At 56.4% G+C, this 1,126-nt stretch carries 2 protein-coding genes; one reads left to right on the forward strand and one right to left on the reverse strand.

Annotation, left to right across the window (positions count from 1 at the left end; translation table 11 throughout):
- Positions 1-116 precede the first annotated feature (116 nt).
- Positions 117-1,010: a PKD domain-containing protein gene (locus ACOCD2_RS21220; protein ID WP_293650465.1), complete on the forward strand. Its 894-nt coding sequence runs from the start codon at positions 117-119 to the stop codon at positions 1,008-1,010.
- 17 nt (positions 1,011-1,027) lie between these two features.
- Here ACOCD2_RS21220 and ACOCD2_RS21225 read toward each other — a convergent pair.
- Positions 1,028-1,126 (reverse strand): transposase domain-containing protein (locus tag ACOCD2_RS21225; RefSeq protein WP_368857394.1); only part of this gene is annotated, 99 nt, incomplete at its 5' end.

A 1,126-nucleotide genomic window follows, 5' to 3' on the forward strand; every position in this document is an offset into this window, starting at 1 on the left:
AGTTGTTGCGTAGTGCTTGGTGACCAGGACGGCTGGGGCACCAATAGGTTGTCAAAGGCCGAGTCGATTTTGGGGACTGGGATGTCCCAAAATCTATCACGAGGCCGAAGACACGCTTGAACGATCAGATCCAGCTGCGCCACCTGTCTGCTGATCAGCCGGCAACCACAACCACCACTGCATTGGATATCGGCGGTGTTGGCGCCACCTTTGTTTCTGTCACCAGAGACGCCCCTGTGGACACCACACCGGATCCTTTCAGCTTTGCCACGGTCAACGGCGTCCAGTACGACCCGAGGGTAACCACTGAGTCCGAGGTTGTGACCATCACAGGCATCGATGCACCGGCAGCGGTGAGTATCCAGGGTGGGGAGTACCGGATCAACAGCGGCAGCTGGCAGTCGGCTGCCGGCCAGATCAGCAACAACGATCAGATCCAGCTGCGTCACCTGTCTGCTGGTCAGCCGGCAACCACAATCACGACCACACTGGATATCGGTGGCGTTAGCGCCACCTTTGCTTCCGTAACCAGGGATGTGCAGGCAACCCCTCTGTCTGTAAATGCCGGTGATGATGGAGAAATCGTGGCTGTCACAGAAACCTTGCATCTGGGAAGTGCAGTGGAAGTACAGGGCGGGAGCACACCATACCGCTATGCATGGAGCGTTTTACCGGATTCAGCGGGGGCGGATTTCAGTCTTCTGTCTGCCGATACGGTTGCCCCCGTATTCAGTGCGGTAACACCCGGCAGCTATACACTGACACTGACGGTGCAGGATGACCTCAATCAGAAATCCGAGGATTCGTTGACGGTCCGGGTCATCATTCCCGATCAGCGTACAGTGGCGTACTCGATTGAACAGTCGTTGACCGCATGTAAAAGCATCCTGGCGAGCAATTCGGTGGTGGGCAGTGATACCGGTGTAATGCTGCTTGCGCCGGTTGTCAGTCTGGGAAAGAATTTTGCTGTTCCTGTCGGAGCCGGTTTGAGGGTCGTCAGTGAGGCGTAAGCGCCAAACAATCAGCCCTATTGCATTTTTTTGACGGGCGTGTTCCAGGGTAGCAGGGCTTCAATGTCCTCAACCGTCCTGGCATTGCCGATGTGCTGCAGCACATGGTGGAGGTA

This window comes from Thiolapillus sp. (assembly GCF_048562965.1).
GTDB lineage: Bacteria > Pseudomonadota > Gammaproteobacteria > Chromatiales > Chromatiaceae > Thiolapillus > Thiolapillus brandeum_A.